We start from the raw sequence: 26,829 nt of genomic DNA, 5'->3' as shown, positions 1-26,829 counted from the left end.
CCGTACGGTCGGCAGACCCCCAAGAGGACGGCCAACCCTGCCCGCCGCACACCCCGCGACGGCGACCGGCCGGCCACTCCGCCGCGCCACCAAGCGCTCCACCGCCCCGCCCCCGCTGGAGCCCCCATGACCCCGCAGTCTCCCGACGCCCCCGTCACGCCACCGCCGTCCCTCACCGAGGTCGAGGCGCACGGCGTCGAGCGCATCCCCGACGCGGACCGCACCGCTACCCCGCTCGACCTGTTCCGGCTCGCGTTCGGCGGCGCCAACACGTTCTCCACCTGTGTCCTCGGCGCCTTCCCGATCCTGTTCGGCCTCTCCTTCTGGCAGGGCCTGGCGGCCACGCTCCTCGGAGTGGTCGCGGGCGCGGTGATCCTGTGCCCGATGGCGGTGTTCGGCCCGGTCAACGGCACCAACAACGCCGTGTCCTCGTCGGCGCACCTGGGCGTGCACAGCCGCGTGGTCGGCTCGTTCCTGTCCCTCCTCACCGCGATCGCGTTCTTCTCCATCTCGGTGTGGAGTTCCGGCGACGCCCTGGTGGGCGGCGCGCACCGGCTGTTCGGCCTGGAGCGCAGCAATGTGTCGTACGTCGTCGCGTACGCGCTGTTCGCCGGTCTGGTGCTCGCGGTGTGCGTGTACGGCTTCCGGTTCATGCTGTTCGTCAACAAGGTCGCGGTGGCCTCGGCGACGGTGCTCTTCCTGCTCGGCGCGATCGCCTTCGCCGGGGACTTCGACCCGTCGTACGCCGGTGTCTTCACGGAGTCGGCGGACGCGGCGACCAAGTCGCTGTTCTGGCCGTCGTTCATCGGCGCGGCGCTCATCGTGCTGTCCAACCCGGTGTCGTTCGGCGCGTTCCTCGGTGACTGGTCGCGCTACATCCCGGCGAGCACCCCGCGCCGCCGCGTGGTCGGTGCCGCGTTCCTGTCGCAGATCGCCACCCTGATTCCGTTCGTCTTCGGCCTGGCCACCGCGAGCATCATCGCCACGCAGGCCCCGAAGTACGTCGACCCGGCGGCCCCCGACTTCGTGGGCGGGCTGCTGGCGATCTCCCCGGCCTGGTACTTCCTGCCGGTGTGCCTGATCGCCCTGATCGGCGGCATGTCGACGGGTACGACGGCGCTGTACGGCACGGGCCTCGACTTCTCGTCGGTCTTCCCCCGGCTGTCGCGGGTGCAGGCGACGGTGCTGGTCGGTGTCCTGTCGATCGCGTTCATCTTCATCGGCCGGTTCGGGCTCGATCTCGTGCAGTCCATCTCCACGTTCGCCACGATGATCATCACGTGCACCACGCCGTGGATGGTCGTGATGATGCTGGGCTTCTTCACCCGGCGCGGCTGGTACGACCCGGACGCCCTGCAGGTCTTCAACCGCCGTCAGCGCGGCGGCCGTTACTGGTTCGCGCACGGCTGGAACTGGCGGGGCATGACCGCCTGGTGGGTCTCCGCGCTCGTCGGTGTGCTCTTCACCAACATCCCGGGTCAGTTCGTCGGCCCGCTGGGCGACCTGGCGAACGGCGCCGACATCAGCCTGCCGCTGTCGCTGGTGGTGGCCGCGGTGCTGTACCTGTCGATGCTTCGGCTGTTCCCCGAGCCGCGCGCGGCGTACGGGCCCGAGGGCGCCCGGCTGGCCCGGACCGTGGAGGTCCCGGTACCGCCGATCACGGGCCCTGGCGCGCAGTCCGAGGGCGTCTCGGCGACGGCGGCCGCCGCCCAGGGCAGCTGATCGCGGGGCATTGTCAGTGGCTCCCGCTACGTTGGGCGGCATGACGAACTTCGTGCTGGTGGCAGGGGCCTGGCTCGGCGGATGGGCCTGGGACGAGACGGCGGGGGCGCTGCGTGAGGCGGGGCACAGCGTGTATCCCCTCACGCTCTCCGGGCTCGCCGGGAGACAGGGCGAGCCCGCCGGGCAGCAGACCCATGTCCGGGACATCGTCGACGAGGTCGAGCGGCTGGACCTGCGGGATGTCGTCCTCGTCGGGCACAGTTACTCGGGAGTGCCGGTCGGACAGGCGGCCGGTCGGCTCGGGGAGCGGCTGGCACGGGTCGTGTTCGTGGACGCCATGGTGCCGGTCGACGGCGAGTCGGCCCTCTCGGGCTGGCCCAGTGACGAGGTGCGGGAGGCGATCGCGGCGACCGGCTTCTGGCCGCCGCTGACCGCGCCCGAATTCGCGGGCCAGGGGCTGACGGACGAGCAGATCGCCCGGATCGTCGACGGTTCGACCCCGCACCCCGGCGCCACGGCCACCGAACCCGCCGTACTGACAAGCCCGTTGAGCGAACTCCCCGGCACCTACATCAAGTGCCTCCTGGACGGCGACGAGCCCTGGGGAGCCGCCGCCGAGCTGCTCAAGAGCGAGCGCTGGGAGCTGGTGAACCTGGACACCGGGCACTGGCCGATGTTCTCGCAGCCTGCCGAACTGGCCCGGATCCTGCACGAGTCCGTTTCCGGCCGCTGACCTGGATCCGCAGGTCCACCCCGGTGGACGGACCTGCGGCTACTCGTCAGTATCGTCGGGGTGCAGCGCGTTCTCAGCGACGAGAGGCGGGACCTTCCGATGGCCAACCACTGGGCGGACTTCCAGTACGAGATCTATCTGAACGGGATGTCGGGGGCGGTGCCCCGGCTGCCCACCGATCTGACCCGGCTGGAGGAGCTGACCGAGCAGCGGCTCGGTCCCGGGCCCGTCGGCTATGTGGCGGGCAGCGCGGGCAACGGCAGCACCGCGCGGGCCAACCGGGCCGCCCTGGAGCGGCGCCGGATCGTGCCGCGCATGCTGCGGGACGTGCACGAGCGGGATCTGTCGGTCGAGGTGCTGGGCCGCGCCCTGCCCGCCCCGCTGGCCCTGGCGCCGGTCGGCGTGCTGTCGATCATGCACCCCGGCGCCGAGCCGGCCGCCGCCCGGGCCGCCGCGGCGCAGGGGGTGCCGTACATCCTGTCCTCCGCCTCCAGCACGCCCATGGAGCAGGTCGCGGAGGCCATGGGGGACGCCGAGCGCTGGTTCCAGCTGTACTGGCCCAAGGACGTCGAGGTGGCCCGGAGCTTCCTGAACCGGGCGAAGGCGGCCGGGTTCACCGCCCTGGTCGTCACCCTCGACACGCCGCTGCTGTCCTGGCGCCCCCGCGACCTCGACCAGGCCTACCTGCCGTTCCTGCACGGCGTGGGCACCGCCAACTACTTCTCCGACCCGGCCTTCCAGGCGGCCCTCGCCAAGCCGGTGGCCGAGGATCCGAACGCGGCCGTGCTGCACTTCGTCGGCATGTTCGCCGACCCCGCCAAGACCTGGCCGGACCTCGGGTTCCTGCGGGAGAACTGGGACGGCCCGATCGTCCTCAAGGGCGTCCTGCACCCGGACGACGCGCGCCTCGCCGCCGACGCCGGCATGGACGGCGTGGTCGTCTCCAACCACGGCGGCCGCCAGGTGGCCGGTTCCGTCGCGGCCGCCGACGCGCTGCCGCGGGTGGCCGAGGCGGTCGGCGACCGGCTCACCGTGCTCTTCGACAGCGGCGTCCGCACCGGCGACGACGTCTTCAAGGCCCTCGCGCTCGGCGCCCGGGCGGTGCTGCTCGGGCGGCCGTACGTCTACGGGCTCGGCCTCGACGGACAGGCGGGCGTGGAGCATGTGATCCGCTGTCTGCTCGCCGAGTTCGACCTAACCCTGGCCCTGTCCGGACACGCCACGCCCGCCACGATCGGCCCCGCCGACCTGATCGAGGAATCCGTATGACCACCGCCCCGAGGAACGTCCTCGCCGTGATCGCCCCGCACGTCGGCGGCCGTACCGCCGGCGCCGGACTCGCCACGCTGTTCCCGGGCGAGGCGAACGTCACGGTGGTGGAGGCGACCGACGAGCAGCCGTCGGCCCTGCGCGAGGCCCATGTCGTCATCACCGCGCTCGCCCCGGTGACCGCCGAACACCTCGCCGCCGCACCGGACTTGCAGCTCGTGCAGTGCGCGAGCCACGGCTTCGACTACGTCGACCTAGACGCGGCGCGCGCCCGCGGAGTGCGCGTGGCCAACATCGGCTCCAGCGGCGCCGAGTCGCAGAACGTCGCCGAGCAGACCTTCGCGCTGATGCTCGCCCTGGCCAAGCAGCTGATCCCCGCGCACACCGCGCTGGTCGAGGCCGACTGGGCGCTCCCCCACCTCCAGCGCTCCCTGACCGAGCTCTCCGGCAAGACCCTCGGCATCGTCGGCCTGGGCAACATCGGGCAGGAGGTCGCCCGCCGCGCGGTCGCGTTCGACATGAGCATCGTCTACGCCGGCCGCCGGCGCCTGCCGGAGGAGACGGAGGCCCGCCTCGGCGGCGCCCGCCACGTCCCCCTCGACGAACTCCTGCGCACCGCCGACTACGTCACCCTGCACGCGCCCCTCACCGACGAGACCCGAGGCCTCCTGGGCGCCGAGCGGCTGGCCCTGCTGAAGCCGACGGCGTTCGTGATCAACACCGCCCGAGGCGCTCTGGTCGACCAGGACGCCCTGGCCGACGCCCTGGAGAAGGGCGCCCTGGCCGGAGCGGGCATCGACGTCTTCGACCCCGAACCCCCCACCCCGGCCCTGCGCCTGCTCAAGGCACCGGGCGTGGTCCTCTCCCCGCACGTCGGAGGCGTCACCCGCGAGACCCTCATCCGCATCGCCCTGGCCGCCGTACAGAACGTGACGGACTTCCTGACGGGCGGACAGCCGAAGGACGTGGTGAGCTAGCCCGCCGCCCCTACGCCGTCCCGTCGTCCAGGCGTGCGGGTCGCACCGTGGGTCTCTCGGTGCCTGTGATCGACAGCGACCCCGGGCTGGCCGTCGCCGACGGGTCGGCCAGCCAGTGCTGGGCGTCGGAGCCGTCGCGGGCCTTGACGACGATGTCGGCGCCCGGGGAGTCGGTGGTGGCGGCCAGCGCGAGCTGCTCGTCCCAGCGCGGCAGCAACTCGCCCTGCACGGTGATGTCGTAGCGCACGTCGTCGCCCCGCTTGTCCTTCGCGGCGGCGCACTTGCCGAGCACCACCACCCCGGCGTCCACATGGGAGTCCAGGCACAGCGCCGGATCCGCCGCACTGCGCAGCAGGCCGTCGGTCTCGTACGACCACTGCTGGGTGGGCGCGGACGAGCACGCCGCCAGCTCGGTCCCGGCCCCGGCCTTCACCTCGCCGGTGATGTCGAGGCAGAGGTCGGCGGCGACGTTGCGCAGCCTGGACTTGCCGGGCGCGGTGGGGAGTTGGGCCGTCGTGCCGGGCGAGGAGTCGGCGCCCGCACCGGGCGCCGTACCGTCGCTGGCGCTGTTCGAGGCGGCCGGGTCGACGCCGTCGTCGTGGGACCACAGCCCGGCGACGGCCACCGTGGCGATCAGACCGGCGGAGGCGACGCCCACCCCGGTCAGCAGCGCCCGGGAGTTGCGCAGCGAGCCCGGAGTGCGGCGGCCCGGCAGCGGAATGCGGGGCAGGATGCGTGAGCGTCCGCCGCCGTGCCGGCCGGAGCTGCGCGGCAAGCGGGGCGACTGGCCCGAGCGTCCCGGGCGGGACTCCAGATAGCGGCGCGCGCCCCAGCCGAGTACCGACTCGGCGAGCAGCACTCCCAAGCCGCCCTCGAAATGACTCAGTTGTTCGGCGGCGAAACGGCAGTAGCGGCACTCGCTCAGATGTTGCTGGACATCAGGCAGCAGCGCTCCGCCCCGGCGAATGGGAACGTCGAGGAGTCGGTTGTAGAAGCGGCAATCCTTCGTCGGCGCGAGTTCCCGATGGGCATGTACACAACCTTCGCGGAATTTTTCACGCGCCTGTTCGAGCGCCGCCGAGGCGGTGTCGGTATCCATACCGAGCAGTCCCGCGGGTATCGAAATCGGCTCGGCCTCCACCTCGGTGTGCCACAGCAAACACCGGGCGAGTCCGGGAAGCGCCTGGAATGAACGCTCTGCCAGCTTGCGGTTTTCGGGCGTCATGGACTTCGTGGTACGCATCCCGCGCCCGCCGGAGGGTTTCTGCAGTTCCGGCAGAACGGTGGATATTCGCTCATCGGCGGACCACACCCGGACAGTTTCGCGCACGGCCACCAGCAACCGGGGGCGCAGCGCGAGGGCGGCCTCGCCCAGCGCCAGCCGGTCGAGGACCTGATGAAAGGCGGCCGAGGTCACCATGGAGGCGAGCTCGGACGGGGCGGCGACACAGATGGCCGCGTAGTCGCGGGCCGGCTCCCAGTGCCGCGTCATGAGCAGCGCGACGGAATGGGAGACCTCGCCGTCCGGGCGGCCCCTCAGCCGGGCGGCGACGTTCTCGTCGGATTCGGCGGGCACCCCGCCGGCGGGCGGGTAAGGGGGACGAGGGGGGTGGGGGGTGGGCACTGAGCGGATTCCTTCCCACGCGCATCGGGACACAAGGGAGTTGTGACCGCCGAAAAGGCCCCCTGGTTGGTGCACACCTCTTGGACGGCCGGGCGCGAGGAGCGTGAATTCGGCTGCACCATTCCCCCCGCACGGCTGGTTCACCCTTGCACAACACACTCATGACCAACAAGGCACTTGAGCAACATCCGCCTCTTTGAAAGAAAGTCAGATACGGCGGCAACTCGCCTCACCCGCACGAGCTTTCCTCATTCCATGCGCCCCGTGTGAAACAGGCGCACGCGCCGGAGCGACGCGCACGCTCCCGGCGCGCGCCACCCCGTAGTGCACTGGAGTAGGCCCTTCTCGAAAAGGCCCCGCGCAGGAAGGCGGCTCTCCTGCGCCGAACGGGCCGCCGACCTTGTTCCTCCCGCCCTCGGTCGGCGGCCCCGGGGGGCGGGTCGGCGCGCAGCGGGCGGCGGCACCGAACGCGCGCCGACACCCCTCGGTCACGGGGACCGCTCAGCGCCCGCGGCCCTCAGATCTGCCAGGAGCGCAGCCGGTCGGCCGCGCCGTACACGTCGGCCTTGCCGTCGATCAGGTCGCGGGCCAGGTCGACGAGGGCGCCGTAGGGCGGGTCGATGCCCGCGCCGCTGACGAACATGTACGACACGGCGGTCGCGCAGGCGAAGCGGGCGTTGGCCGCGGGCAGGGGCTTGAGCAGCGCGAGGGTGTGCAGCAGGGCGGCGGCCCGCCAGGCCGGGTCGGAGTCCACGCCGAGGCGGGGCGGGTCGACGCGGTGCCGGGCGACGGCGGCGACCAGCGCGGAGAAGTCGTTGACCGTGGGCTGGTCCGGCAGGACCTCTTCGTGGCGCTGGAGCAGCCAGGGCACGTCGATGTGGATGACGGATGTCATCGGTCAGGCGACCCGCCCCTCGCTCGCGCCCGCTGGTTCGTCGTCCGGGAAGGCGGCCGCGAACTCGTCGGCGTGCGCGGCGAAGAAGCGGCGGAACTCCTCCGCGCCCTCCTGCAGCGCCCGGTGCCGGGCGATGTCCGCCGCGGCGGCCTCCCGCACGAGCGCCTTCATCGACGTACCGCGTTCCTTGGCGATCTGGCGCAGGTCCTCTAGTTCGCGATCGCTGAACTCCACATTCAGAGCTGGCATGCCTTCACGGTACCGCCGGGGTACTTACTCGTAAATACTCCCTGCTCAGAGTGGTTGTGATGTGGTACCTTCCGGCGCCCGTCCGGGCCGAGGTGCACGTCCGAATCCCGCCGGTCGCGGGCGGCGGCGCGCAGCAGACTGAAGGCATGACGACACACACGACGTACACGACGATCGACAGTCCACTGGGCGAGCTGCTCCTCGTCGGGGACGGCACCGCCCTCGTCTCGCTGTCCCTGCCGGGGCAGCGCAACGCGCCCGTCGTCGGTGCCGGTTGGCGGCGCGACGACGCGGCCTTCGGCGAGGCCGCACGGCAGCTGGCCGCCTACTTCGCGGGCCGGCTCACCCGCTTCGAGCTGAACCTCGCGCCCAAGGGCACGGAGTTCCAGCGGCGGGTGTGGGCGGCGCTCGACGACATCCCGTACGGCGGCACGACGACGTACGGCGAACTCGCCGCGCGGCTCGGTGTGCCGCGCGACGAGATCCGGGCGGTGGGTGCCGCGGTCGGCGCCAACCCGCTGCTGCTCGTCCGCCCCTGCCACCGGGTGATCGGCGCCGACGGCTCGATGCGCGGGTACGCGGGCGGCGTGGAGGCCAAGGTGCGGCTGCTCACGCACGAGGGTGCGCTGCAGCCCATGCTGGAGCTGTCATGACGCCCACGCTCACGCAGGCCCGCCGGCGCGTCGCCGAGACCGACTAGTACGGGGGCGACTACACGGGCGGGGAGTTCCTGATGGTCTAGGAGCGTGCGCGGGCGCGGACGCTGCGCGGCTGGTCGGCCGGGGGGATGCGGCATGGGGTGAGTACGGTGCGCTCCGGGAATCGGCACTCGCTCGGGATTGTCTTCCATGATGCGTGACGTCTGGAAGAGATGAATCTGCGGGCCGGTGGGGGCTTGTCGCGCAGTTCCCCGCGCCCCTTGGGGGGTGGCTGCTCAGGCGTCTGACCAGATACCCCTGCGCCTGTAACTGCCTTCCCAGAACAGGCGGTTGAGGATTCGTACCGGCGGTGGCATGGCTGACAGGAAGGCTGCCCGGTCGGTTGCCGGGGCTCCGTCCACGATCCACGGTACGAAGACCGCGGCGCCTCGCAGGCCCTGGACCTCGCGCATGCGGCCGGTGAAGGCGGCCCAGTCCGCGTTCGTCAGGACGTCCTGCATCAGGGGCAGCGCGCCGTCCTCCTCGTGCTTGAGGTGGTCGTCGAGGGTGGCCGTCAACGCCCGTACCAGATCGGGCAGTTCGGGCGCCCGCTCGGCCAGCGCGGTGTCGACCGCGGCCAGCAGCGGGTCGATGCGGGAGTGCTCGGCCTCCATGTCGTCCAGCAGGGCCAGGTCGCGCGGGCGGTCGGCGACGCGTTCCCGGGTGCGCGGCCACAGGTCGCTGTCCTCGGCGGTGTGGTGGATGTGCAGCTGGTGCTTGAAGTTCTCCCAACCGGCGCGGACCCCGGGAGTGTGCGCGCGGCCGTCGTCGACGGCTCGCGCGAGGCGCTCCAGGTCCCGGCGGAAGGCGTCGTGGGCGGCGTACATGGCGGTGAAGTCGATGCTCATCGGTCTGGTCCCTCGATCACGTTGTCGGAGTGAGTGCTCCGGACTCGCGTTCAAGAGGGCCGGGCGGCCGGCGAGTGTGACACGGGCCGAGAATCGTGAGAGCTAGGTCACATGCGGGCCGTTCCTTGTCACATTCGGACCCCCCTGTCCCCTCCCAGTTGTGAGCGCGACAGCGGGGAGGCCACACATGTCCGAGAGCAAGGTGTCCGACGAGGCGACCGATGTCTTCATGGACCATCGGGAGCTGTTGTTCAGCCTCGTCTACAACATGCTGGGCAGCGTCGCCGACACCGAGGACGTGCTGCAGGTCACCTGGCTGTCCTGGTCGGCCCGGGGCACCGACGGCATCGCCAATCCGCGCGCCTACCTGGTCCGCATCGCGGTCAACCACGCCCTCCAGCGCCGGGCCACGATCAGCCGCCGCCGTGAGACCTACGTCGGCCCGTGGCTGCCGGAGCCGCTGGTCGCCGACGACGAGACAGCGGACGAACCTGTCCTGCGCACCGAGTCCGTGTCACTGGCGATGCTGGTGGTGCTGGAGTCGCTGACCCCGCTGGAGCGCGCGGTGTTCGTGCTCAACGAGGTGTTCGGCTACCCGCACACCGAGATCGCGGACATCATCGACCGCAAGCCGGCGGCCGTACGGCAGCTCGCGCACCGCGCGCGGGATCATGTGCACGCCAGGCGGCCGCTCTACCAGGCACATCCGCGCGTGCGGCGGGAGGCGACCGAGCGGTTCGTGCGGGCCGCGCTCGGCGGGGACATCGGCGAGCTGATGGAGATCCTCGCGCCGGACGTCACGGTCTGGTCGGACGGCGGCGGCAAGCGCCGGTCGGCGGGGCTGCGGCCGGTGCACGGCCGGGACAAGGTGGTCCGCCTGATCACCTCCTTCACGACCCGGCGCAACCAGCCGCACCTCGACCTGAGCTACCGCCGGGTCAACGGAGACGACGCCGCCGTGCTGTTCGAGGGCGACTCCCCGTACGCCGTCATGGTCATGGACCTCACGCCCGAGGGCGACCGGGTCAGCGGCGTCTACATCGTCACCAACCCCGACAAGCTCACGCACGTGCACAAGAACGACGAGGACACCGAGGAGGCGGAGTGAGCACCACCACCGAGACCCCCGGCAGGGCAGCCGACCCCGGCAAGGGTGAGCGCGTCGCCGACTGGCTGGACGGCCGCCTCGGCATCCACACGCTGGGCCGGAAGTACCTGCGCAAGGTCTTCCCGGACCACTGGTCGTTCCTGCTGGGCGAGATCTGCCTGTACAGCTTCGTCGTCCTGATCCTGACCGGCATCTACCTCACGCTGTTCTTCCATCCGTCGATGAACGAGGTGACGTACCACGGCAGTTACGTCCCGCTGAACGGCGTGCGGATGTCCGAGGCGTACGCCTCCACGCTCGACATCAGCTTCGACGTGCGCGGCGGGCTGCTGATCCGGCAGCTGCACCACTGGGCGGCGCTGGTCTTCGTGGCCGCGATGTTCACGCACATGATGCGGCACTTCTTCACCGGGTCGTTCCGCAAGCCGCGTGAGGTGAACTGGCTGTTCGGGTGGGTGCTGCTGTTCCTCGGCCTGTTCGAGGGCCTGTTCGGCTACTCGCTGCCGGACGACCTGCTGTCAGGCACGGGACTGCGCTTCGTGAACGGCGCGCTGCTGTCGGTGCCGATCGTGGGGACGTACCTCTCGATGTTCCTGTTCGGGGGCGAGTTTCCGGGCCATGACATCGTGGCCCGCTTCTACTCGCTGCACATCCTGCTGATCCCCGGCGTCATGGCGGCGCTCGTCGTCGCGCACCTCATCCTGGTCGTCTACCACAAGCACACCCAGTTCGCGGGCCCCGGGCGCACCGAACGCAATGTCGTCGGCACCCCGTTCATGCCGGTGTACCTGGCGAAGGCGGGCGGTTTCTTCTTCCTGGTCTTCGGCGCCCTGTCGATCGTCGCCGCGGTGGCGACCATCAACCCGGTCTGGGTGTACGGCCCCTTCCGCCCCGACCAGGTCTCCACGGGCGCCCAGCCCGACTGGTACCTGGGCTTCGCGGAGGGCCTGGTCCGGGTGATGCCGGGCTGGGAGATCAATCTGTGGGGCCACACCCTGGTCCTCGGGGTGCTGATCCCGGTCGTGGTCTTCCCGCTGCTCCTGGTCTTCATCGGCGTCTACCCGTTCCTGGAGGCGCGGGTCACCGGCGACCGGCGCGAGCACCACCTCCTGGACCGCCCGCGCAACCGCCCGGTCCGCACGGCGATCGGCGCGGCCTGGATCAGCCTCTACCTGATCCTGCTCGCGGGCGGTGGCAACGACATCGTGGCGACCCGGCTGCATCTGTCCATCAACACGGTCACCTGGACGGTCCGTATCGCGGTGTTCGTCCTCCCGACGGTCGTCTTCGTCGTCACCCGCCGCATCTGCCTGGGCCTCCAACTCCGGGACAGGGAACTGGTGTTGCACGGCCGGGAGACGGGCGTGATCAAGCGGCTGCCGCACGGCGAGTACGTCGAGGTGCACCAGCCGCTCACGCAGGCCGAACTGCACACCCTGACCGCGCACGAGCGGCCCCGGGAACTCGTGGAGCACCGGCCCGACAACGCGGAGGAGCGGGAGACGGTGCAACCATGACGGCCGCTGGGGCGGTCTCTCCCATCAACACCCGGGTGACGCAATGCCGTTCACCCGTCGGCACCGCTGTGGGAGGCACCGATGGCCATGGTCGGCCTGTTCTGGATCACCGAGGACTGCGTGTACGTCGGAGCCGAGGCGGTCGGCACGGCGCCCGGGGTCCGGCTGACCGAGGACGGTGTCGAGACCGTCGGCCTCGGTCACGGCTCGTCGTGGGGCTGGGAGAAGGTACGGCGCGTCGAGGCCGCCGACGTCGCCGTGCGCTCGGCCGCGCGACGGCTGGCCTCCCTGGCCCTGGACTCGGTGGTCGTGCTGGTGAGCGGTGACGGAGTGCTTCCGCCGGCCTTCACCGTACGGGTGGAGACCGCCGACGGGACCGAGGAGGTGAGCGTCTCCTCCCCCACCGTCGGCGGTATCTACACGCCGCTCGAGTACGACCTCTCCCGCGCCGTCCTGGAGCGGCTCACCGACGATGTCTCGACTGTCGGTGAGCTGCTCGCCTGGGGTCGCGACCACGCCGCGGCCGGCACCCCGCGCCGCGAGGAGCGCGAGGCGTTGCTGCGGAAGTGGGCCGGAGCGTAGGAACCCCCTATCCCTGGTCCGCCACGAAGGACGCCATCCGGGCCAGGGCCGCGTTCCAGTTGATCGCCGTCTCGTTCGTCGACCAGGACTGGATGTCGTCGATGTAGCAGAACTGGCCCACGCAGTCCTGGAGTTTGCTCTGTGCGTAGGGGTCCTGGATGGAGGAGTTGGGGCCGCCGGCCAGGGTCCCGTGCGGCGGGTTCGGAAGGTTCGGGTCGAGTTCGTGGGCGTACCAACGGCTGTGCTGATTGTGGGAGTTGGCCTCGCCGTAGCCGGTGACGTACGACATGTTCAGGGCGTTGCGGCCGAGGATGTAGTCCATGCTCTGCACCGCGCCGTCCCGGTACTTGGCGGCGCCGGTGATGTCGTACGCCGTCGCCAGGACGACCGAGTTGTTGAGGACCTGGTGGCTGGAGCCCCAGTCGTAGATGTTGTCGGGCGGGGCGTACGGCATGCCGTACGCCTGTGACCTGAGCGTCGACAGGTAGCCGTCCGCGCCCTTGACGACGGACTCGCGCACCTTGTCCCGGCCGGGCAGTCTGCTCGGCACGGTCGCGAGGTCGAGGCGTCCGGCTGCCGCCGTGCGGCCCCAGTCGAAGCCGAGGGGGCCGAAGATGTCGGCCGTGTGCACCGGGGAGCCCAGCACGTAGTCCGCGAACTGCTTCTCGCCGGTGGTGAGATACAGCTCGGCGGCCGCCCAGTAGAACTCGTCGGTGGCGTTGGTGTCGTCGTAGGTGCCACCGCCGGTGCCGTCGCTCGCCGAGGCGTACATGGTGGGGTGCGTGAGCGCCGCCGACCAGGCCTTGCGGGCGGCCGTGAGGGCCTTGGCGGCGAAGGCGCGGTCGTAGGGGCGGTAGAGGCGGGCCGCCTGGGCCGCCGTGGCGGCGAGGTTGAGGGTCGCCTGGGTGGACGGCGGGTGCAGTTCGCGCTTCTGCGGGTCTTCGCTGGGCAGCAGGGGCAGGCCCGTCCACTGCTCGTCGTGGATCTTGTGGTGGGCCATGCCGGCCAGCGGCTGTCCGTCCGGCACCTGCATCTTCAGCAGGAAGTCCAGCTCCCAGCGGGCCTCGTCGAGGATGTCCGGCACCTTGTTGCCGCTCTCGGGGATGGCGAGGGTGCGTCGCGCAGCTTCTCCGACTCCCCTGTGCGCGCGAGGAGTTCACGCTCGTACGTGCTCAGCAGCTCCCAGGTGGCGATGCCGCCGTTGACGACGTACTTGCCGTGGTCGCCGGCGTCGTACCAGCCGCCGGTGACGTCGAGCGTGTAGTCGCACACGCCCGGCTGGCACGGGACGTTGTAGTCGCCCTGGTTGGGCGAGACGTTGAGGTGCCCGGCCGCTCTGCCGTACCCGGGCCGCAGGTCGTCGCGGATCGCGATGCCGCTGCGCTGGGTGTAGTAGTACTTCACCGAGTCGAGCCGCAGCTGCTCATAGGCGCCGGTGCCGATGTCGAACGGCCGGCTGGTCTCCCCGTCGGCGACCAGCGTGAGGCCCTGGCCCTGCTTGCGGTAGGCGCCGAAGTCGATCGAGTGGACGTTCTGCCCGGAGGAGACGTCGGTCCCGCGCGGCACCGTCCAGCCGTGCGCGACCGTCGTACCGTCGGCGTTCCTGAGCTGCCAGGGCAGCTTGGCGGTGGCGTCCGTGACGAGCGTGGCGTTCTTCGGGCCGGACGGCAGATAGGCGACCTGGTTGACGCGGACGCGCGGCCCGGTGTCCGGCTGGTAGACCTCCGGCGGGACCCCGCCGAGCAACGACACGTCGTCCATGCACAGCCGCCAGGGGTCCGCGCTGCCGCCGGCCTGGAAGGCGACCTGCCCCTGGGTCGTGTCGACGGGCGAGGTGAAGGTGTACGAATAGGTGTCGCCGGAGACGCTCAGCTGCGGGCTGATCTCGAAGTAGGTGTCGTAGGGCGCCACTTGGAGTCCCACGATCGCCCGCACCACGTGTCCCTCGGGCGAGCCGGACGCCTTGAAGGCGAACCGGTACGACTCCCCCTTGACCAGGGTGACGTCGTTCTGGCCGACCGCGGCGTCCCACCGGTTGGCGGTGCCGCCCGGGACGTCCGCGCACAGCTGTCCGTCGGCGAGGCCGGCGGTGACGTTGCTGGTCGTCCACCAGGGGGCGGTGGTGGTGTCGAAGGTGCCGTTCTTCAGCTGCTCCACCTCGTCGGCGGCCGCCGGTCCTGCCGGGAGGGCGGTGAGCACCGCTCCCAGCAGGGCGGTCAGGGTCAGCAGGGCGGTTCTGCGTCGTTTCACGTCTGGGCTCCTCGGGAGGGAGGTACGGGTGACGCTCACCGGCACGCGGCGATGGGAGCGCTCCCAGATGCGGACGCAGTCATGCTTGTTGGAGCCATGACACTCCGTCAACGGTCCGGACGGGACTGGTTCCCGACCGGACCGTCACGACGTGCCTCTCGGGCCGCCGGGCCGCGCTCAGCCCGCCGGCGCCTCCAACTTGCTGATACGCACGGCCCCGACCGCCTGTCCCGGGTGCGCGCTGGTCAGCTGGAGCCGCAGCCGGGAGCCGCTGAGCGCGTCGAAGGTGACGACGGTCGGCGCGTCGGAGGCGGTGGCCCAGTCGACCGCCGCGCCGGTGACGGGCACGTAGGTGTGGCCGTCCCACACCGCCACGTCGATCGAGGCGGGCAGGCTGTGGGTGGTGTCGACGGTGAAGGAGACCTCGACGCGGGAGAAGCTCCGGGAGCGCCCGTAGTCGACGGAGACCCAGTCCTTCGGCCGGGCGCCGTTGAAGGCGGGCAGCAGGGCCGTGGCCGACTTGGCGAAGGCGTTGGACCAGCCGGTGGCCGCGTCGCCGTCGAGCATGGCGGCGGGGAGGGTGTCGGGGCGGCCGGAGTAACCGGCGTCCGCGTGGGGGTAGTTCGGCGCGTCCGGGTGCTCCGGCTCGAACGGCGTCGGCCGGGCCGCCGCGACCGACCGGGCCGGCGTGGTGTGCACGGTCACCGTGCCCGTCCGCAGCCCCTCGGCACGCGCCGTCACCTTCAGCCTGCCCGCCTCGGTGCCGGACCGCACGATGGCAAGTGCCTTGCCGTGGAAGGCCGTTCGGGTGGTGGCCTGGTAGCGCTCGGCGCTCTCCTCGCGCCCGTTGTCCAGCCCGGCGAGGGAGCCGCCCGCGACGCCGAAGGTGATCAGATGCTCGGCGTCGGGCACGACCACCCCGCGGGCGTCGACCACGTCGGCGGCCACGAACACCAGTGAACGCCCGTCGGCGGCAAGGGACTTGCGGTCGGCCGTGAGCCGTACGGCGTGCGGCTTCCCCGCGGTGCGCAGCACATCGGTGGCGACCGTCCTGCCGTCCCGCCGGGCCACCGCCTTCAACTCGCCCGGCGCGTACGGCACTTTCCAGATCAGGTGCAGCTTGCCCGCGCTGCCGTTCGGGCTGGTGTAACTGCCGGGGTACGGCCCGCCGGTGAAGGTCTTGTCGTCGCCGGTCGCCTCGGTGGTCTCCAGGTAGGTGCGCCCGTCGGTGGTCTTCTTCGTGTCGAAGCTCCGGGCACCGAGGGACGTGCCGTTGAGGAAGAGCTCGACGGTCTCGACGTTGGAGTAGGCCCAGACCTCGACCGTGTCGCCGTCCTCGTGGTTCCAGCTCATGGGCAGCAGATGGACCATCGGCTCGCTGATCCACTGGCTCTGGAAGAGGTAGTACATGTCCTTGGGGAAGCCGGCCGTGTCGACCGCGCCGAAGAAGGACGCCTTCACCGGGAAGACGTTGTACGGCGTCGGCTCGCCGATGTAGTCGATGCCGGACCACAGGAACTGTCCCGCGAACCACTTCCGGTCCCGGTCCTTCTTGTGCCCGTACTCGCCGCTCATGGTCCAGGAGGCGAGGTTGTTGTCGTACGAGGAGGTGGCCCGTCTGCCCGGTGTGTGATTCTCGCCGGTGTTGAGGTGTTCCGGCTCCTGGTACGTCGAGCGCGTCGAGGTCTCCGAGGAGGACTCGGACTCGAAGAGGAACAGGTGCGGGTAGGCCGCGTGCAGGGCGTCCACCGACTTGGCCGTGTTGTAGTTGAGGCCCAGGCCGTCCAGCTTGGCGAGCATCAGGTCGGCGGCCGAGCCCTTGGCGGGCACGCTCCGGTACTTGTCCGAGCCGATGACGAGCGGACGGGTGTCGTCGGCGGCCTTGATCGCGCCGATGATCCGGTCGGCCATGGCGAGCCCCGCGGTGGAGGTCGAGTCGGGGATCTCGTTGCCGATGGACCACAGCACCACGGCGGGCGAGTTGCGGGCCGCGAGGACCATCTCGGTGGCGTCCTTCTCGCACCACTCGTCGAAGAAGCGGCCGTAGTCGTACTTGGTCTTGCCGGTCCGCCAGCAGTCGAAGGCCTCCACCATCATCACGATGCCCAGTTCCTCGCAGACCTGGACGATCTGCGGCGAGGGCGGGTTGTGGGAGGTGCGGAAGGCGTTGACGCCCATCGACTTCATGATGGTCAGCTGTCTGCGGACCGCGTCGACGCTGATGGCGGAGCCGAGCGCGCCCTGGTCGTGGTGGAGGTCGACGCCCTTGATCTTGCTGTAGGTGCCGTTGAGGGAGAAGCCCTCGTCGGGGTCGAAGCGGTAGGTGCGGATGCCGAAGGGGGTGCGGTAGGTGTCGACGGCCTTGCCGCCGACGCGGAGTTCGGTCTCCACGGTGTAGCGGTGGTGCGGGGTCGCGAAGTCCCACAACTTGGGCTCGGGGACGGTGAGTTCGTGCGTCTCGGCGACCTTGTCCGTGACCGCGACCGTGCTGGAGGCGCGGGCCACCGTGCGGCCGTCGGGGTCCTTCACCGCCGTGCGGACCTCGACCTGGCTCGCGGCGCCCGACTCGTTCACCACCGAGGTGCGCACCCGTACGACGGCGCGCTCGCCGGTGATGTCCGGCGTCGTGACGTACGTGCCCCAGCGCTCGACGTGCACCGGCTCGGTGATCACCAGTCGGGCCTCGCGGTAGATGCCGCTGCCCGAGTACCAGCGGCTGCTGGGGAGTTGGTTCTGCACCTTGACCGCGAGCACGTTCTCGGTGCTGCCGTCGGTGTGCACCAGGTCCGTGAGGTCGAGGGCGAAGCCCGTGTAGCCGTAGGGGTGCCGGCCGGCCTGGGTGCCGTTGCAGTAGACGTACGAGTCCATGTAGACGCCGTCGAACTCCACCGAGATCCGCTTGCCGGCGAGGTCCGGCGGCAGGGTGAAGACGAGGCGGTACCAGCCGAGTCCGCCGGGGAAGAAGCCGGTGCCGCTGGTGGTGCCGTTCTCGGTGGTGGGGGTCTGCTCGATGCTCCAGTCGTGCGGGACCGCGACCTCGCGCCACGCCGAGTCGTCGTAGCCGGGGTCGGGGGCGTTCGCGTACGCGCCGGTCGGATCGGTGATCCCGCCCGCGTTGACCAGCGCGAAGCGCCAGCCGTCCCGCAGGGCGACCGTGCGGCGGCCGGACGCGCTCCCGGCAGCCTCGGCGGCGCGGGCCGCCGGGGTGGCGAGGAGCGCTCCGGCCGCGGGCGCGGCGGTGGAGGCGATCAAAACCGATCTGCGAGTGACCGTCATGGCGGCTCTCCCTCATCAGGGCCCAGAAGTACTCACAACTGATCGTGCAACTGATCGTGAACAAACAGATTCTGACGGGGCGCTGCGCAGGATCGTCAAGGGTGCGGCCAGGGGTTCTCCGAACGTGGCGGGCCGGGAAGCACTAGGGTGGAACCCAAGTGACGTGGCTGTTCACTGTGAGTGCGCACGATGGAGTGGCGACGATGAGCCCGGTCTACCCGTTCGACGATGCCGCTACCGCGCGGGCGGTCATCGACGCGGGCGGCAGGCTCGTCGAGTGGAACGAAGGTGCTCAGCGGCTGCTGGGCTGGCCCGCGGCCGAGGTCCTCGGCCGGCGCGCCGCGGACCTGGTGATCGGGACGGCCCCCGGTCCGGAGTTCGATCCCCGGGACATCCGCTGGCACGGCATCGTCACGCTGCGCCACCAGGACGGCAGCGAGGTTCCCGTCTGGGTGCTCGTGCACCGCACCGAGGCCGCGGAGGGTGGCCCGGTGCGCTGGCTCGTGGTGACGCCCCTGGAAGGTGACGCCCCGCGCGCGGCCGACGATCCGCTGGAGCAGGTCGGCCTCCTCCAGTCCCCGTGTGCCGTGGCGATCTACGACGAGCGGCTGCGGCTGCGGCGGATGAACGAGGTCATGGCCCAGGTCCTGGAGCTGCCCGAGGAGCGGGTGCGGGGCCTGCGTGTGTTCGAGCTGACCGGGCGGCGGCAGAGCGCCGACATCGAGCGCCATCTGCGGCGCGTCCTGACCACCGGCCAGGGGCACGACGTACGGACGCATGTGCCGGCCGGCGGGGACGTGCGCGGGCATGCCTGGCTGGCCCGCATGGCCCCGGTCACCGACTCGACGGGGCGGGTGCGGGGCGTGTGCGTCGCCGCGCACGACTTCACCGAGGAGTACCTGGCCCGCGAGCGACTCCAGCTGGTCAACGAGGCGAGCGTCCGCATCGGCACCACGCTCGACGTGACCCGCACGGCTCAGGAGCTCGCGGAGGTGTGCGTCCCCGCGCTCGCCGACTTCGTCAGCGTCGACCTGCTCGACCCGCCGGACTCCGGAGCCGAACCCCTCGCCGGACCGCTGAGCGCCCCGATCAGCCTGCGCCGCGCCGCCCACCGCTCCCTCAACCCCGGCACCCCCGAGGCCGTGATCAAACCGGGGCACGTGGACCTGTACCCGGCCCCCTCCCCGCAGGCCGACTCGCTGCTCGCGGGCCACACCATCGTGGCCACGATCGAGTCCGACGACCTCGAGGACTGGCTCACCTGGGACCCGACCCGGCTGGAGCGGATCAAGGAGTACGGCATCCACTCGACGATGTCCGTGCCGATCCAGGCCCGTGGCCTCACGCTGGGCGTCGCCGTCCTGGCCCGCTTCAGACGCGAGGACCCCTTCACCCCCGACGACGTGCTGCTCGCCGAGGAGGTGACCGCCCGGGCCGCCGTGTGCATCGACAACGCCCGCCGGTTCTCCCGCGAGCGCGAGACCGCCCTCGCCCTGCAGCGCAGCCTGCTGCCGAGATCGCTGCCGCGCACGGCCGCCGTGGACGGCGCCTCCCGCTATCTCCCGGCCGCCCGTGCCGGAGTGGGCGGCGACTGGTTCGACGTGATCCCGCTGTCCGGGATGCGGGTTGCCATGGTCGTCGGGGACGTCGTCGGCCACGGCATTCAGGCCTCGGCCACGATGGGCCGCCTGCGCACCGCCGTTCGCACCCTCGCCGACATAGACCTCGCGCCCGACGAACTCCTCACCCACCTCGACGACCTGGTGGTCCGGCTGTCCGCCGAGGCCGGCAGCGAGGGCAGCCCGGGCGAGGTCGGGGCCACGTGCCTGTACGCGGTCTACGACCCGGTGTCACGGCGCTGCACGATGGCCCGGGCCGGGCATCCGCCGCCGGTGGTGATGGTGCCGGGCGGCGAACCCGTGCAGGTGGAGCTGCCCGCCGGTCCGCCGCTGGGTCTGGGCGGGCTGCCGTTCGAGTCGACCGAGCTGGAGCTGCGCGAGGGCAGTGTGCTGGCGTTCTACACGGACGGGCTGATCGAGTCCCGCGAGCGGGACGTCGACGCCGGCCACGACCTGCTGTGCGACGCGCTGGCCACGTACACCGATTCACTGGACGAGACCTGCGACCGGATCCTGCACGCCCTGCTGCCGCCGGGCGGCGCGCCGGACGACGTGGCGCTGCTGCTGGCCCGCACCCGCGGGCTGCCCGCCTCCCAGGTGGCGACCTGGCACATCCCCGCCGACCCGGCGCTGGTCGCCCCGATCCGCAAGCAGGTCGTCGAGCAGCTGGAGGTCTGGGAGCTGCTGGAGGCCTCCTTCACCGCCGAGCTGGTGGTGAGCGAGCTGGTCACCAACGCGATCCGGTACGGCGCCCATCCGATCCGGCTCCGGCTGATCCACGACGCGACCACGTTGATCTGCGAGGTCTCCGACACCAGCCACACCGCGCCGCATCTGCGCCGGGCGAAGACCTTCGACGAGGGCGGCCGGGGTCTGCTGCTGGTCGCGCAGCTCACCCAGCGCTGGGGCAGCCGGCACACCACCGAGGGCAAGACGATCTGGGCCGAGATCGGGCTGCTCGACGAGGAGTGAGCGCTCAGGACCCGTCCGCGAGCCACGGTCTGACCTGCCGGCGCGCCTCGTGCAGCCGCGACTTGAAGGTGCCCAGCGGGACGCCGGCCCGCTCGGCGGCCTCGGCGTAGTCCAGCTGACAGATGTCCCGGTACACCAACGGCTCGACCAGGTGCGGGCGTTCGCGCTCAAGGCGGTCCAGGGCTTCGAGCAGGTCGAGGCGGGAACCGGCGATCACGCTGGTGGTGCGCGGGTCGGCCTGCCGGTCGTCGGCGACGGGGACGGGCTGCTCGGCGGCCCGCCGTTTCAGCTCCCGGTACTTCTGCCGGCAGCAGTTGGCGACGACGGTGTGCAGCCAGGTGCTGAAGCGGCTGCGGCCCTCGAAGGTGCCGATCTTCCGGGCGAGTTGGAGCAGGACGTCCTGTGCGGCCTCCTCGGCGTCCTCGCGGCACGGCAGGAACCGGCCGCAGCGCCGCAGGACCTCGGGCCGGAGCGTCTGCAGCAGCTCCTCCAGCGCGGCGCCGTCGCCGGCCGCCGCGGCGCGGGCCAGGTCCTCGGTCGGCGGGACGAGGTGCTGTGCTCGGGGTCGGTCCACGGCCAGGCATGATAGTCGTATGCACTCCGTCGAGCGGATCGGGCGCTACCGCCTGGAGCGGCGCCTGGGCACGGGCGCGTTCGGCACGGTCTGGCTGGCCCACGACGACGTGCTCGAGGCTCCGGTCGCGGTGAAGGTCCTCGCCGACAACTGGTCCCACCGGCTCGACGTCCGCGAGCGCTTCCTGGCCGAGGCGCGCATGCTGCGGCGGGCCGGTTCGGAGCGGGTGGTGCAGGTCTACGACATCGGTGAACTCCCGGACGGCAGGCCCTACTTCGTGATGGAGTACGCCGACGGCGGCACCCTCGCCGAGCTGCTCGCCGCCGGTCCCCTGCCCGTGCCCGAGGCGCTGCGGCTGACGGCGGCGGCCGCCCGGGGCGCCGCCGATCTGCACGAGGCGGGGATCGTGCACCGGGACATCAAGCCGACCAACGTGCTGCTGGCCGAGGGCGGTTCGCGGGTGCTGCTGGCGGATCTGGGGCTGGCGAAGAGCCTGGCGCAGGCGTCCGGTCTGACCCAGGCCGCGGGCTCGGCGGGCTACCGGCCGCCCGAGCAGGCGGAGGCGGGGGCGGGGATCGACGCGCGGGCCGACGTGTACAGCCTGGGTGCGGTCGGCTATCACCTGCTCACGGGTGCGGTGCCGGGTGAGCCGGGCAGGGTCGTGCGGCCCGACCGGCTGCGGCCGGGGCTGGACCCGGCGGTACGACGAGCCCTGACGCGGGCGCTGCAACCGGACCGCGGACGCCGCTGGCCGAGCGCCCGGGCCTTCGCCGAGGAGCTGGAGCGCCTTGCCTCCGGCGTCCGGCCCCGGCGGCGCGGCCGGGTCCTCGCCCTGTCCGGCGTGGTCGTGGTGGCCGCGGCCGCAGGTGTGACGCTGACGCTGGTGCACGGGTCGGCTCCGGCTGCGCAGGTGCGGGTCGCGGACAGCGGCGGCCGGGTCACGGCCGAGGTGCCCGCCGCCTGGGACCGTCAACTGCGCGACTCGGGCTGGGATCCGGGGGCGCTCGGGCTGCCCGCCGGGCACGAGCCGGGGTTCGCGGTCGCGGACGACCTGGCGAAGTGGCAGGACCTGGGGGCGGACGTCAACGGCGTGTTCGTGGGCCTGAGCGAACGCGGCGATCTCACGGCCGCGGTGAACGCTCTGACCCACTCCAGCTGTCACTACGACGGCGCCCGGGCCTACACCGGCTCGGTCTGGCACGGCAGGGTGCGCACCTGGAGCGGCTGTCCGGGCGGCGGGGGTTCGGTCACCGAGGCCGCGCTGGCGCCGGCGGACGGTGGCGGGCGGACGCGGGTGTACGTGCAGCTCCGCGAGAGCGGCGAGGGGCCTTCGGCCGACCGCGTCCTCGGTTCCGTACGTCTCGGTGGCTGACGCGCAACACTCGCGAACTTTTCCGCCCCGGCGGGCATCGGACATGTATGACGGGGCACAGAGCGCCGTACGCACACGCCGGGCGTGTGCGTGGAATCTCCGGGAGTGTTGAGGACCATGACGAACAAGTCCCCCTCCGTCCGCCGGACGGCCCTGCTCGCGAGCACGGTCGCGGTGCTGGGTGTGCTGACCGCCTGCGGCAGTGGCGACGACACGGCGAGCTCGCCGAGCACCCTGCCGGGCACGGCCGCTCCCGCCACCGACGGCACCACGACCGGATCGGACAGCGCGTCGCCGACCACGGCACCCTCGGGCTCGGCCACCGACTCCGACACCGGGTCCGCCACCCCGTCGGGGGCCGTGTCGGCCTCCGGGAGCGCCGGCACCCGGTGCCACACCTTCCAGCTCAGCGCGACGGTCGGCCGCAACAACCCGGGCGCCGGGCAGGAGAACTTCCCGATCGTGCTGACCAACAAGGCGTCGCACACCTGCACCGTGCGCGGCTATCCGGGCGCCGCGTTCACGGATGCCTCCGGCAAGCAGCTGGGGCCGGATCCCAAGCGCTCCTCGGGCACGCCGGAGACGGTCTCGCTGGACCCGGGCCAGAGCGCATGGGCCGGACTGACGTTCTCGAACCCGGAAGTGAGCGGTGCGCACGCCGCCACGCCGACGACGCTGCTGGTGACGCCGCCGGACGAGCGGGACTCGCTCAAGGTGAAGTGGACCGGCGGCCAGGTGCCGGTCTCCGGGAACTCGTCGTCGGTGTTCCTGACCGTCTTCAGCCCCGGCACCGGGGCCTGAGGAGGCGGGGGCGGGGCAGGCGTCTTACTCCGACCTGTTTTCATTGAGGGTTCGTGCCCTGAACCGCTTCGAAGGACCCCGCCCTGAACACCCCGCTCGCCGAGACCCTGTCCGCCGTCCTGCTCGTCGCCGTCCTCGCCTTCGCCGTACTGCGCCCCAAAGGCCTGCCGGAGGCGGTGGTGGCCGTCCCGGCGGCGGGGATCGTGATCGCCACCGGGGCGATCACGCTGGACCACGCCCGCGAGGAGGCCGCGCGGCTCGGGCCCGTCGTCGGCTTCCTCGCGGCGGTGCTGGTGATCGCCCACTTCTGTGACGTGGACGGGCTGTTCCAGGCGTGCGGGGCGTGGATGGCCCGGCGCGCGGCCGGGTCTCCGACACGCCTGCTGACCTCGGTGTTCGTGCTGGCCTCGGCGATCACCGCGGTGCTCAGCCTGGACGCCACGGTGGTCCTGCTCACACCCGTGGTGATCGCCACGGCCGCCCGCGCGGGCGTGCGCGCGAAACCGCACCTCTACGCGTGCGCGCACCTGTCCAACACGGCCTCGCTACTGCTGCCGGTCTCCAACCTGACGAACCTCCTCGCCTTCGAGACCAGCGGCCTGAGCTTCACCCGGTTCGCGGCCCTGATGACCCTGCCCTGGCTGGTCGCGATCGGCGCCGAGTACCTGGTCTTCCGGCGGTTCTTCGACGAGGACCTGTGCGCCCGCGACCACTCCCCCGAACCCGGCGAGACGCCGGAGCTGCCCCTGTTCGCGCTGATCACCGTGGGCTGCACGCTGGCCGGGTTCGTGGTGGCCTCCGCGGTCGGCGTCGAACCGGTGTGGGTGGCCACGGCGGGCGCGCTGGTGCTGGCCGGCCGTGCGCTGGTACGGCGCAGGGCCACGCCGGTGTCGGTGGTGCGGGCCTCGGCTCCCGCCTTCCTGGCCTTCGTGCTCGCGCTCGGCATCGTGGTGCGGGCGGTGGTCGACAACGGGCTCGCCGACGCCCTCGACCGGGTGCTGCCCTCGGGCTCGGGGCTGCTCGCGCTGCTCGGGATCGCCGCGCTGGCCGCCGTACTGGCGAACCTGATCAACAACCTGCCCGCCGTGCTGGTCCTGCTGCCTCTGACGGCCGCGGCCGGGCCCGGTGCCGTGCTCGCGGTGCTGCTCGGGGTGAACATCGGCCCGAACCTGACGTACGCCGGCTCGCTCGCGACGCTGCTGTGGCGGCGGATCGTGCACGGGCACGGTCAGGACGCGGACCTCGGCGAGTTCACCCGGCTCGGCCTGCTCGCCACCCCGGCCGCGCTGCTCGCGGCCGTGGCGGCGCTGTGGCTGTCGCTGCAGGCCGTCGGCGTCTGAGGGCGCCGACCGGATCAGTGGCCGTTTCCGCCGCCGTAACCCCCACCGCCGTATCCGCCACCGCCATAACCTCCGCCGCCGTAACCGCCGCCTCCGTATCCGCCGCAGTAGGCCGGGTTGTAGTAGCAGTAGGGACTCGTCGTGGGGTACGTGCTGGACGGCGTCGGGGAAGCCGTGGTCGGCGTCGGTGTCGGCGTGGGCGTCTTCGACGGCGTCGGCGTGGCCTTCTTGACCGTGGGCGTCGGTGCCGGGGTGGTGTCCGCGTCCCAGTTGACGACCTGCATCTGGAGATCGGCCTTGGCCGTGTCGAACACCCAGCGCTGGGCGTCGCTGCCGTCGCGGTTCTTGACCACCAGGGCGCCCGAGCCGTCGGTGGCGGCGGGGCTCAGGGCCAGGTCCTGGTCCCAGCGCGGGACGACCGTGCCCTGGAGCGTGAAGTCGTAGCGGATGTTCTTCTGTGTGGTGGCCGCGCACGGGGCGAGCTGCACCGAGTAGCCGAGGTGGGAGTCCAGGCACAGGTCGGGGTCGGCGACGCTGCGCAGGCGGCCGTCGGTCTCGTACGACCACTGCTGGCTCGTCACCGAGGAGCAGGAGGCGAGTTCGGTCTCGGCGCCCTTGACGGCCTTCTTGCCGACGACGGCCACGCACAGCCCGGAGTCGACGTTGTGCAGCCGGCCCTGTACGTCACCCTCGGCGGCCTCGCTCGCGCTGATCCAGGACGGGTCGCCGGCCACGGTGCTCTTGGACGGGGCCGGGGTCGGCGAGGCCTGCCCGCCGTCGGCCGACGGGGTGCCGTCGCCGGAGCCCAGGACCGTCCACAGGACCAGCGGCAGGACCACGAGCCCGCTCACCGTGAGGACGGCCGCGGTGAGGTTGCGGCGGCGGGCCGCGGCGCGCCGGGCGGCCTTCTGGGCCGAGCGGTGGGAGCCGGTTCCGCCGTCGGGCGAGGGCCGGGAACCGGTTCGGCCGCGGTCCGCGCGGCGGGAGCCGGGACGGCCGTCGGGTCTGGGAGCGGTGCCGGGCGGGGGGCCTGCGGGGGCCATGGGCACGCCCGGCGTGGTGAACGGCTCGCCCGCCATCACCGGCGGCTGTACCTCCGCCGGCAGCGGCCGGGAGATGCCCTCCACGGGTCCGGCGAGCCGCGAGTCCACATAGGCCTGGGCGCCCCAGCCGAGCACCGCCTCGGCCAGCGCCACGCCGAGCCCCTGGTTGAACTGGGCGAGCTGGTCCGCGGTGTGGCTGCAGTGCCGGCACCCGGCGAGGTGGGCGGCGAGGTCGGGGTCGATGTCGACCCCGCCGCGCCGGTAGGTGACGTCCAGCATCCGCAGATAGCGGCGGCACTCCTGCTCGGGGGCGAGCTCGCGGTGGACCTGGAGGCACTCATCGCGCAGCCGCTCGCGGGCGCGCCCCAGTTCGACGCCCGCGTCCTCCACGTCCAGGCCGAGCAGCCCGCCGGGTATCTCCAGCGGTTCGGCCTCGACCTCGACGTGCCACAGCAGACAGCGGGCCGACTGGGGCAGCCGCTGGAAGGCCCCGGACATCAGGCGCCGGTCGGCCGGCGGGAGCAGCCGGGCCGCGACCCGCTGCCCGTCCTCGGCGCCGGAGCGCAGCGCGGGGTGGAGGTGTTCGCGCCGGTGGTCGTTGTCCCACTCGGCCGCGATCCGGCGCACGGTGACCAGGAGCCTGGGCCGCCAGGCGGAGGTCGGTCCGTTCTGCCGCAGGGTCTCACCGAAGAGCCGGGTGAAGGCGGCGGTCGTCAGCATTCCCGCGGAAGGGGCGCCGTCGGTGCACAGCCGGGCATACGTGAACGCCGCTTCCCAGTGCCGGTCGAGGAGTTCGCCGACCGGCTGCAGCGCGGGCGTCGTCCCCGTCCACTTCTTGAGTTCGGCGCTCAGTTGCTCGTCCGTCACGTCGAACCGGCGGGCAGGCGTGGGGGAATTCGACAGGCCGGTGTCTCTCACGGCTGCATTCCTCTCGGGGCCATGCGGCATAAAGTCCATACCAAGCGGTATGGGGACCCGCCGACAAGGCGACGAGGTCCGCTCGTACAGGGTTCGGCGCCTCGAACGCCCGCCTGGGGCAGCTCTTTTGAAGCATGCGGACGAACGGGAGGCACCTCGTGCGCACAGAGTGAATATGTATTACCTGTGCGCCGACAGGCCACACCTTTGCACAGGTCAGGGACGCCCAACAAGGGATCTCGCGGTTTTGTGCATTCCGTGCGCGGCACGAGATATTGACGAATCGTCAATCCTGCCGCCCGGCGATGTCCCGCTATCGGCGGGCCATTTGGGAACGGTATTCAGCTCAGGGCCCCGGCAAAGTCGTTCTGTAGGCCTGTGACGTGGTGTTTTGCAGGTGGAAGAGGCGCGCGGGCGTGTTCCGGTCCGGTTGGATGGAGGT

At 71.7% G+C, this 26,829-nt stretch carries 19 protein-coding genes and 2 pseudogenes; 13 read left to right on the top strand and 8 right to left on the bottom strand.

Features of this window, described 5'->3' with window-relative positions; translation table 11 throughout:
- The first annotated feature begins 126 nt into the window (after positions 1–126).
- The 4 genes from ABZ848_RS47265 to ABZ848_RS47250 all read left to right on the top strand — a co-directional run bounded on the left by ABZ848_RS47265 (position 127) and on the right by ABZ848_RS47250 (position 4,701).
- Complete coding sequence (locus ABZ848_RS47265) at positions 127–1,722, top strand: cytosine permease (RefSeq protein WP_360842672.1); 1,596 nt, start codon at positions 127–129, stop codon at positions 1,720–1,722.
- 40 nt (positions 1,723–1,762) lie between these two features.
- The gene (locus ABZ848_RS47260) at positions 1,763–2,455 is read left to right on the top strand and encodes an alpha/beta hydrolase (RefSeq protein WP_360842669.1); all 693 of its coding nucleotides are present in this window, start codon (positions 1,763–1,765) and stop codon (positions 2,453–2,455) included.
- 99 nt (positions 2,456–2,554) lie between these two features.
- Positions 2,555–3,724 (top strand): lactate 2-monooxygenase, encoded by a 1,170-nt coding sequence (locus ABZ848_RS47255; RefSeq protein ID WP_360842666.1) that lies wholly within the window; start codon positions 2,555–2,557, stop codon positions 3,722–3,724.
- Positions 3,721–4,701 (top strand): 2-hydroxyacid dehydrogenase, encoded by a 981-nt coding sequence (locus ABZ848_RS47250; RefSeq protein WP_360842663.1) that lies wholly within the window; start codon positions 3,721–3,723, stop codon positions 4,699–4,701. The genes ABZ848_RS47255 and ABZ848_RS47250 overlap by 4 nt, the downstream gene beginning before the upstream one ends.
- A gap of 10 nt (positions 4,702–4,711) precedes the next feature.
- Here the strand turns inward: ABZ848_RS47250 and ABZ848_RS47245 are convergent, their stop codons facing one another.
- From ABZ848_RS47245 to ABZ848_RS47235, 3 genes are all read right to left on the bottom strand, one after another.
- A complete protein-coding gene (locus ABZ848_RS47245; protein ID WP_360842660.1) occupies positions 4,712–6,325 on the bottom strand; it encodes an RICIN domain-containing protein in 1,614 nt (537 codons plus the stop codon).
- Between the two features lie 517 nt (positions 6,326–6,842).
- Complete coding sequence (locus ABZ848_RS47240; RefSeq protein WP_360842657.1) at positions 6,843–7,220, bottom strand: toxin Doc; 378 nt, start codon at positions 7,218–7,220, stop codon at positions 6,843–6,845.
- Between the two features lie 3 nt (positions 7,221–7,223).
- Positions 7,224–7,469 carry a hypothetical protein gene (locus ABZ848_RS47235; protein WP_242767388.1) on the bottom strand — a complete coding sequence of 82 codons (246 nt, stop codon included), beginning with the start codon at positions 7,467–7,469 and terminating at the stop codon, positions 7,224–7,226.
- A 146-nt stretch (positions 7,470–7,615) separates the two neighbouring features.
- Here ABZ848_RS47235 and ABZ848_RS47230 point away from each other — a divergent pair, with 146 nt between their 5' ends.
- Positions 7,616–8,122, top strand: coding sequence for a methylated-DNA--[protein]-cysteine S-methyltransferase (locus tag ABZ848_RS47230; RefSeq protein ID WP_360842655.1), 507 nt, complete (start codon positions 7,616–7,618; stop codon positions 8,120–8,122).
- A gap of 41 nt (positions 8,123–8,163) precedes the next feature.
- Positions 8,164–8,328, top strand: a pseudogene (locus ABZ848_RS47225) (2OG-Fe(II) oxygenase); the annotation flags it as partial.
- 75 nt (positions 8,329–8,403) lie between these two features.
- Here ABZ848_RS47225 and ABZ848_RS47220 read toward each other — a convergent pair.
- Positions 8,404–9,015 carry a hemerythrin domain-containing protein gene (locus tag ABZ848_RS47220; RefSeq protein ID WP_360842652.1) on the bottom strand — a complete coding sequence of 204 codons (612 nt, stop codon included), beginning with the start codon at positions 9,013–9,015 and terminating at the stop codon, positions 8,404–8,406.
- 187 nt (positions 9,016–9,202) lie between these two features.
- On the opposite strand from ABZ848_RS47220, the gene sigJ reads away from it, so the two are divergent.
- The 3 genes from sigJ (at position 9,203) to ABZ848_RS47205 (ending at position 12,222) form a co-directional block, all read left to right on the top strand.
- Positions 9,203–10,123 carry an RNA polymerase sigma factor SigJ gene (gene sigJ / locus ABZ848_RS47215; protein WP_360842649.1) on the top strand — a complete coding sequence of 307 codons (921 nt, stop codon included), beginning with the start codon at positions 9,203–9,205 and terminating at the stop codon, positions 10,121–10,123.
- The gene (locus ABZ848_RS47210) at positions 10,120–11,640 is read left to right on the top strand and encodes a cytochrome bc complex cytochrome b subunit (RefSeq protein WP_360842646.1); all 1,521 of its coding nucleotides are present in this window, start codon (positions 10,120–10,122) and stop codon (positions 11,638–11,640) included. Before sigJ ends, ABZ848_RS47210 begins: the two co-directional genes overlap by 4 nt.
- Positions 11,641–11,721: 81 nt before the next feature.
- Complete coding sequence (locus tag ABZ848_RS47205; protein ID WP_360842643.1) at positions 11,722–12,222, top strand: hypothetical protein; 501 nt, start codon at positions 11,722–11,724, stop codon at positions 12,220–12,222.
- A 7-nt stretch (positions 12,223–12,229) separates the two neighbouring features.
- Here ABZ848_RS47205 and ABZ848_RS47200 read toward each other — a convergent pair.
- Together ABZ848_RS47200 and ABZ848_RS47195 are read right to left on the bottom strand one after the other, a co-directional pair.
- Positions 12,230–14,472: pseudogene (locus ABZ848_RS47200) on the bottom strand (glycoside hydrolase family 9 protein).
- Positions 14,473–14,649: 177 nt separating this feature from the next.
- A complete protein-coding gene (locus ABZ848_RS47195; RefSeq protein ID WP_360842641.1) occupies positions 14,650–17,748 on the bottom strand; it encodes a glycoside hydrolase family 2 TIM barrel-domain containing protein in 3,099 nt (1,032 codons plus the stop codon).
- A gap of 203 nt (positions 17,749–17,951) precedes the next feature.
- Between ABZ848_RS47195 and ABZ848_RS47190 the strand changes: the two genes are divergently transcribed.
- Positions 17,952–20,339 (top strand): SpoIIE family protein phosphatase, encoded by a 2,388-nt coding sequence (locus ABZ848_RS47190; RefSeq protein WP_360842638.1) that lies wholly within the window; start codon positions 17,952–17,954, stop codon positions 20,337–20,339.
- 4 nt (positions 20,340–20,343) lie between these two features.
- Here the strand turns inward: ABZ848_RS47190 and ABZ848_RS47185 are convergent, their stop codons facing one another.
- Positions 20,344–20,913, bottom strand: a complete 570-nt coding sequence (locus ABZ848_RS47185) for an RNA polymerase sigma factor (RefSeq protein WP_360842635.1) — start codon at positions 20,911–20,913, stop codon at positions 20,344–20,346.
- Positions 20,914–20,932: 19 nt separating this feature from the next.
- Between ABZ848_RS47185 and ABZ848_RS47180 the strand changes: the two genes are divergently transcribed.
- From ABZ848_RS47180 to ABZ848_RS47170, 3 genes are all read left to right on the top strand, one after another.
- On the top strand, positions 20,933–22,285 hold the full coding sequence (locus ABZ848_RS47180) for a serine/threonine-protein kinase (RefSeq protein WP_360842632.1): 1,353 nt from the start codon (positions 20,933–20,935) through the stop codon (positions 22,283–22,285).
- A gap of 117 nt (positions 22,286–22,402) precedes the next feature.
- Positions 22,403–23,086, top strand: a complete 684-nt coding sequence (locus ABZ848_RS47175) for a DUF4232 domain-containing protein (protein ID WP_360842628.1) — start codon at positions 22,403–22,405, stop codon at positions 23,084–23,086.
- An 83-nt stretch (positions 23,087–23,169) separates the two neighbouring features.
- Positions 23,170–24,426, top strand: a complete 1,257-nt coding sequence (locus tag ABZ848_RS47170; RefSeq protein WP_360842709.1) for an SLC13 family permease — start codon at positions 23,170–23,172, stop codon at positions 24,424–24,426.
- A 14-nt stretch (positions 24,427–24,440) separates the two neighbouring features.
- On the opposite strand, the gene ABZ848_RS47165 is transcribed toward ABZ848_RS47170, so the two are convergent.
- Positions 24,441–26,387, bottom strand: coding sequence for an RICIN domain-containing protein (locus tag ABZ848_RS47165; protein ID WP_360842626.1), 1,947 nt, complete (start codon positions 26,385–26,387; stop codon positions 24,441–24,443).
- Positions 26,388–26,829: the final 442 nt, after the last annotated feature.

It is taken from the genome of Streptomyces sp. NPDC047081 (assembly GCF_040643775.1).
In the GTDB taxonomy this organism is placed as follows: Bacteria; Actinomycetota; Actinomycetes; order Streptomycetales; family Streptomycetaceae; genus Streptomyces.
The sequence above is the reverse complement of the archived record's forward strand: the minus strand, read 5'-3'. Positions and strand labels throughout refer to the sequence as shown.

Coding starts and splice junctions, on each gene's coding strand:
- ABZ848_RS47250 (WP_360842663.1), top strand. CDS start 3,721: ATGACCACCGCCCCGAGGAACGTCCTCGCCGTGATCGCCCCGCACGTC.
- sigJ (WP_360842649.1), top strand. CDS start 9,203: ATGTCCGAGAGCAAGGTGTCCGACGAGGCGACCGATGTCTTCATGGAC.
- ABZ848_RS47230 (WP_360842655.1), top strand. CDS start 7,616: ATGACGACACACACGACGTACACGACGATCGACAGTCCACTGGGCGAG.
- ABZ848_RS47195 (WP_360842641.1), bottom strand. CDS start 17,748: ATGACGGTCACTCGCAGATCGGTTTTGATCGCCTCCACCGCCGCGCCC.
- ABZ848_RS47265 (WP_360842672.1), top strand. CDS start 127: ATGACCCCGCAGTCTCCCGACGCCCCCGTCACGCCACCGCCGTCCCTC.
- ABZ848_RS47205 (WP_360842643.1), top strand. CDS start 11,722: ATGGCCATGGTCGGCCTGTTCTGGATCACCGAGGACTGCGTGTACGTC.
- ABZ848_RS47235 (WP_242767388.1), bottom strand. CDS start 7,469: ATGCCAGCTCTGAATGTGGAGTTCAGCGATCGCGAACTAGAGGACCTG.
- ABZ848_RS47260 (WP_360842669.1), top strand. CDS start 1,763: ATGACGAACTTCGTGCTGGTGGCAGGGGCCTGGCTCGGCGGATGGGCC.
- ABZ848_RS47220 (WP_360842652.1), bottom strand. CDS start 9,015: ATGAGCATCGACTTCACCGCCATGTACGCCGCCCACGACGCCTTCCGC.
- ABZ848_RS47240 (WP_360842657.1), bottom strand. CDS start 7,220: ATGACATCCGTCATCCACATCGACGTGCCCTGGCTGCTCCAGCGCCAC.
- ABZ848_RS47180 (WP_360842632.1), top strand. CDS start 20,933: ATGCACTCCGTCGAGCGGATCGGGCGCTACCGCCTGGAGCGGCGCCTG.
- ABZ848_RS47255 (WP_360842666.1), top strand. CDS start 2,555: ATGGCCAACCACTGGGCGGACTTCCAGTACGAGATCTATCTGAACGGG.
- ABZ848_RS47190 (WP_360842638.1), top strand. CDS start 17,952: ATGAGCCCGGTCTACCCGTTCGACGATGCCGCTACCGCGCGGGCGGTC.
- ABZ848_RS47175 (WP_360842628.1), top strand. CDS start 22,403: ATGACGAACAAGTCCCCCTCCGTCCGCCGGACGGCCCTGCTCGCGAGC.